The sequence below is a fragment of the Flavobacterium sp. C3NV genome (assembly GCF_046825355.2).
In the GTDB taxonomy this organism is placed as follows: Bacteria; Bacteroidota; Bacteroidia; order Flavobacteriales; family Flavobacteriaceae; genus Flavobacterium.
Genome location: NZ_JBKQBJ020000032.1, coordinates 1 through 5,472, shown reverse-complemented (window position 1 = coordinate 5,472; position 5,472 = coordinate 1). Strand labels below are relative to the sequence as shown.

General features: G+C 31.4%; 5 protein-coding genes. All 5 read right to left on the bottom strand.

All coding sequences use genetic code 11. From position 1 onward, the window contains the following. Nucleotides 1-516, bottom strand: a 516-nt coding sequence (locus ACIDC4_RS24575; RefSeq protein WP_488381175.1) for a hypothetical protein, incomplete at its 3' end; no start/stop codon positions are given. A 372-nt stretch (nt 517-888) separates the two neighbouring features. After that, nucleotides 889-1,602, bottom strand: a complete 714-nt coding sequence (locus tag ACIDC4_RS24570; protein WP_412045691.1) for a hypothetical protein — start codon at nt 1,600-1,602, stop codon at nt 889-891. Next, the gene (locus tag ACIDC4_RS24565; RefSeq protein WP_412045692.1) at nt 1,589-2,539 is read right to left on the bottom strand and encodes a hypothetical protein; all 951 of its coding nucleotides are present in this window, start codon (nt 2,537-2,539) and stop codon (nt 1,589-1,591) included. Before ACIDC4_RS24565 ends, ACIDC4_RS24570 begins: the two co-directional genes overlap by 14 nt. Nucleotides 2,540-2,560: 21 nt before the next feature. After that, complete coding sequence (locus ACIDC4_RS24560; protein ID WP_412045693.1) at nt 2,561-4,369, bottom strand: type VI secretion system Vgr family protein; 1,809 nt, start codon at nt 4,367-4,369, stop codon at nt 2,561-2,563. Between the two features lie 14 nt (nt 4,370-4,383). Then, on the bottom strand, nt 4,384-4,860 hold the full coding sequence (locus ACIDC4_RS24555; protein ID WP_412045694.1) for a hypothetical protein: 477 nt from the start codon (nt 4,858-4,860) through the stop codon (nt 4,384-4,386). Nucleotides 4,861-5,472: the final 612 nt, after the last annotated feature.

Here is a 5,472-nt window from a genome sequence, read left to right as displayed (position 1 = left end):
CTTGTTTTTTGAACTGAAATCTTTCAAATAATCTATTTGGTAAGGATAATCTCCTAACATGTCGTCTAATAAATCAATTATATCAGCTATATTTTTTAATTGTAAAACATTATTTTTTAATGATTTATAATATGTAGAATTAAAAAAGTACAAATCTTTATTAACCTCGATTGCTTTTTTTTGATCCGAAAACACTATACTTATACTATCAACTTTTTTCTTATTCTCCATGATATAAAGTTTAAGTTTTTTCGTTTTTTTTTCGTTTTTTAAAACATACAAAATTGGAAATGAATTGCTTAATCCGTAGTAAACAACAGAATCCTTTTTTGAATTATATATGATTGAGTAAGATTCTATGTTGTTTTCCTTTTCATTTTCAGTGTGCTCATTATTAATTAAGGTTTCTATAATATTGTATTGATTTTTTACTTCTAATCTTTCGTATTGATTGCTTTTGTTTTGCCCAAGAACTTTATTAGTAGTAAGTAATAATATTAATATAATTAGTTTCATTTTTTTACTTTTTAATTTCTTTCCAAAATATTGAATAGCCAGCAACTTTTGTTGCAATAAGTCCTGATGCTCTCTTTGTTTTGTTTTTATAAAAAAAATCACCCGTTGTCCAATATTTGCTATCTAAAAAATCATTAGCAGGTATTTTATAAATAGCTTATTAGTCTCAGATTCGGGTTTAGAACGCTGCAATTTATTGCAATACTTTACTTATGCGAAAAAATATAATCTTTTCAATTTTTTAGTATTGATAAAAAGTTTTCAAAGTTGAAAGACTTTCAGTCTCTCGTCAATAAAGCCTCTGCTTTTTCATTGCAGCGTGGTTTAATTAGATTTCCTTACTCTTACTTCTACGGATAATAATTATTCTTTCTAATCTAAATTAATTTTAGAATAACAATCTACAATAGTATCTGTTGAAATGCTATCTCCAACTAATGTTTTTATTTTTTGAATACTTTTATCTTTATAGTAATAGTATCTTTTGTAATCAATGTTTGTATTAAAATAGTTAGCTCTTAAATTAATCTGTTGAAATTGTTTTTTTTTATTTTTCATAATTTCAACGGAAACAATTTTAGAATTACCGGGTAAATAATCTATTTTATTTAATTGAGGAAGAATGAAATTGCAATCACTAAAGGAATCCTCTTCTTCATTGCTCTCCTTAACTTTACAGTTTTCATTTATAATTTTTTCAATTTCTTTGTCTTTTTTTAAAAAATCTAAATTTATAATAGGTTTTATATTTATGCATCCATCTGCATTTTGAGAATATTTAATATCTGTAATTGAAGTAGTATAGTTTATATATCGTATATTTCCCCCAACAATATGTTTTTTTTGTTCTTGACTGTATATAAATTGTTTGACTAATAAATCATTGCTATCAATTGTAAATGTAATTGAATCGTTTTCCTTACTATTGCCATAAACTCTTGCATATTCTTCATTGTATACATGGAAATAATGGCGAATTTCCATTCCTTTATTATTAGAATGAACTATAACGAAACCTTTATTAGAAACTTTGCATGAAATCGTCAATAGTGAGAGAAAAATAGTAATTAGTTTATATTTTTTCATCTACTTTCTTTTTTCTTGATTTTAATTCTTTCCAAAAAATAGTTCCCAAATAAACAGCAGTTGATTCAAGTGCTATAGTTCCAGAGGTCGAAAATCTTTTTTTAGGATGTACTCCAGGTGTATATTTCTCTTGAGGTGCATTAAAAGTTCCTCCTAATTTTTCAACACCTAATTTCCATTTTTTATAATGTTCATCTGAAATGGTCCATCCCATGGTGTTCATATGAATTTCAAATTTACCCGTTGAAAATCTATCATCATTTGGCAAAAATTGAGCTTGTTCCGCCCCATCCCACATTGTTGCTCCATTACTAGCATCATTTTTAGATAATAAGGAGTATATTAAAGCACCAATAGCTAATTGCATTTTGGTACTATTTCTTTTCTCATTTTCTTTTTTTCTAAACAATTTTGCTTGATCACTATCACTACCATAAGCTATCTTATTAATTTTATGAACACTTGCTATTGCAAACATTTCCATTGCTAATTCCGCTGTAAAGCCAATACTTGCTTTATAAGCAGAACTTTCACCATAAATAGTTGAACTTAACATTATGAATTTTTCATGAGTAATATTTGCATTATTTTCTTTCAATATCTTGGTGCTATTATATATTACAAAATCATTACCGTTTTTATCTTTTTGAATAGATTTTCCATCGCAGACATAAACATCTTCAACGCTTCCTTCAAAATCAGGTTCATTTATTTTTCCTTCAAAAGTTCCATCTTCATTGTAAAAATGACCGTTTACATATAAAATACGGTCATCAAATACAGATTTTGGAGGTTCCCCAGGATCTCCATAAGTATAATTTTTAGCAAAATAGTCAATACGCCCACCTGAATTAATTATAATTCTGTTTCCATAAATTCTATAAGTTCCTCCAGTTATTTCGGTAATCTTCCCTTTTACAATTCGTGTTCTAGACATAGCTCTATATTTTATTCATTTTTAATTTTGTCTCGTCCCTTCGGTGCTATTATTTTCAATGTCATTTTTAGAATGAAACTCCACATTTTGAGTACCTTGTGAAACAACATCAGAATGACTTATTGTATTTCGATCCTGTTTGGTTTCAGAATGAAAATCTCCATCAATTTGTTCATGAAATGTTCCCGCTACATGTAACATTTGATCGCCGCCAACACTCGTGTTCAAAACTCCGCCCACAATTGTAGTTTTATTTAAAGTCGCATTTTCAGCAATATGAGTTCCTGCATTATAAGTAATCCCTTCTGAGGCATTTATTATAAAATTTTTGCAGTTAAAAGTGACCGTTTCCGGAGAAGTCACATTGATATTCTTATTCTCTTCATCCAGATGAATTTCATTACCACTTGGGTCAGAAAGCCAGATACCAACTTTCTCGATGAATTTAAGCAATTGACCAAAGCGCATTCTTATAGCTTTTATCATATTTTCAGGATCAAAGAATTCCGGTTTTGCTTTACCATTATAATGTGATCCTGAAACATAAGGACATTGAATATTTCCTCCTTCAAAATTAACCATTACTTCATCGCCTATTTCAGGTCTCCAGTACATGCCCCTACCTTCGCCTGAATAGGCTTGTATGACACGCATCCAGTCGCTTGAGGTGCTTCCGCTTGCCCAATAAAATTCTACTTTTACACGACCTAAACCTTCGGGATCGTTATTGTCTTTTATTCTTGCAGGCTGGGTTTCAGCCCTTGCAAAAGCATGAACATTGGTATAATGTGGCGCAGATACATCTGCAGGAATTGCCTTGAACTCGCAGGTATAATTTCCGTGAACTTCAGAATGGTGTGTTGCTTCAATAACAATTAACTCGTGTTCTACGGTTTGGTTTACAATGGTAAATACTTGCCCGAGTCCTAATGGTAAATAAGAAATTCCGCTATAGTATACACTATTGGCATCACTGCCGGCAGTTTGCAATTTGACCATTTCATCTATTTCTTCCTTACTTTGGGCATTATTGGTATAAGCACCAATTCTTAATTCTGGCTGGGCTACAGTCCCTTGATTAAATCCTATTACAGAGGCAAAACTATCTTTACTTCCTTCTGATGTTCTCCCTGCAGAATTTCGAATACCTTCGGCATTATTGTAATTATAGCCCGCCAAAGAAATTTTATGCGAAGCCATCGTAGCCTGTATTTTAAAGCTATGCAACGAAGCTCCGTTAATTAGTTTAATTTTTGTATGTGAGGTTTGCCCGTACTGCATACGCATTCCATCAAAATAAAACCACTGACCGTAACGGGCAGAGAGTCTTTTAAGAAAGTTAAAACTGGTTTCGTTATACTGGGCCAAATATTTAAATTCTTTGAGATAGGTAGAACGTATGGCATTTCTTTGATAAAACTCTCCCGGGCCTTCGGCAAAAATTCCCAGTACAATATCATCCATATTTCGTTCGAGGAAAGTTCTGGATTTATCAAGATCATCAAGAACAATGGTGTGACTTTTTCCTATAACGTGCAAACCTGCAGGACTGCCGTTACGATCTATAGAAACTAAATCAGTAATGATTCCTTTACTCATTAATTTGATTCCGGTTAGACTCTTGAATGTAAAAATAACCTCATCGCCAAGATACTTTCTTATTGCCTTGGCCTGATCTGCAGGATCGATAATTGCTTTTCCTGTATATTGCCAGACAAATGAAAAGTGATGATGATCTGCCATCTTTTGGGATAGCTGCAAATCATAATAAATAATGTTTTGAGTAAATCCCGAGATGGTAATATGTACCTGGTCTGAAAAATGTGCCATGATTTTTGTGTTGATTAGTTAGATGATATGTAAGCGTTTATTTCTTCGTATGAAGAGGATTTGAATTTCATTTCAGATAATTTATAGTTGTATCTTGTTCCGTTTTGAATGTCTTGAAAATGACATATTCTCCAATTTACCTCAAGTCCATAATAAGGAATGATAAATTTTTCAAAATAGGCAGCGGCCATTGCAATCACTTCTTGTTTTGTGGTAAAATGATGCTTTACCCCATCAGTACGGGTAATGCTATCACCAGGTTGCGGATAGTATTGTTGGCCATTTACATATAAAGATGGAGGAACTGTTGACCAGCTATTGTGATTTTTATCTTTAAAAGAGAAGAAAAAATCATCTGTAATAGTAAGTAGAGTAGAAGTATTAGAATCTACAAGGACAACACTTTTATTTTTATTGTAATCACCATAAATAACAATATTATGTCGATACTTTTGTGTTAGTAAGCTATTGAGTTTTTCTTTGGTCTGCATAATGATTACTTAAAATGATTAGATCATTTTATAAAAATAGACGTAGATTTTTCAGTTAATTACCCCTTAAAAGTTTGATTATAATAGAATAGGACATTTGTTAGGCTTTCATTTTATTAAAAGGTTCAAAAAAAGCTATAAACACAAAGTTTGTTGTTTTCGAACGAGAAATTCTCGCAACTAACTTCGCATGCAAAATCGCCAATCTTTGTTGAGTTTCTTGCGAAGATTTCTCCTGCGTCGAAATGACAATATTGGGGTTACTTTGTGTTTCAAGGGATTAATCCCGAAGCCTCGGGACCTTGCTACAAAATAAATAATTTCTACGTAATTTTATAAAGAGTTCCAGAGGAACGGATTATATTGTAGGGATGGATTTTAATCCATCATACGCATGCAAAATCGCCAATCTTTGTCGAGCTACTCGCGAGGATTTCTCCTGCGTCGAAATGAACTGTGTTTAAAAGCAAATTTATTTTTAATTATTTTGTAAATAGTATTCATTTTTTGATTCTAAGGCAAATGCTTGTTTGAGCAGTTTGTTTGCTACAGCGATTAAAGCTATTTTCTTAGCCTTTCCTTTTTCGACTAACCTATCATATAATTCTTTGC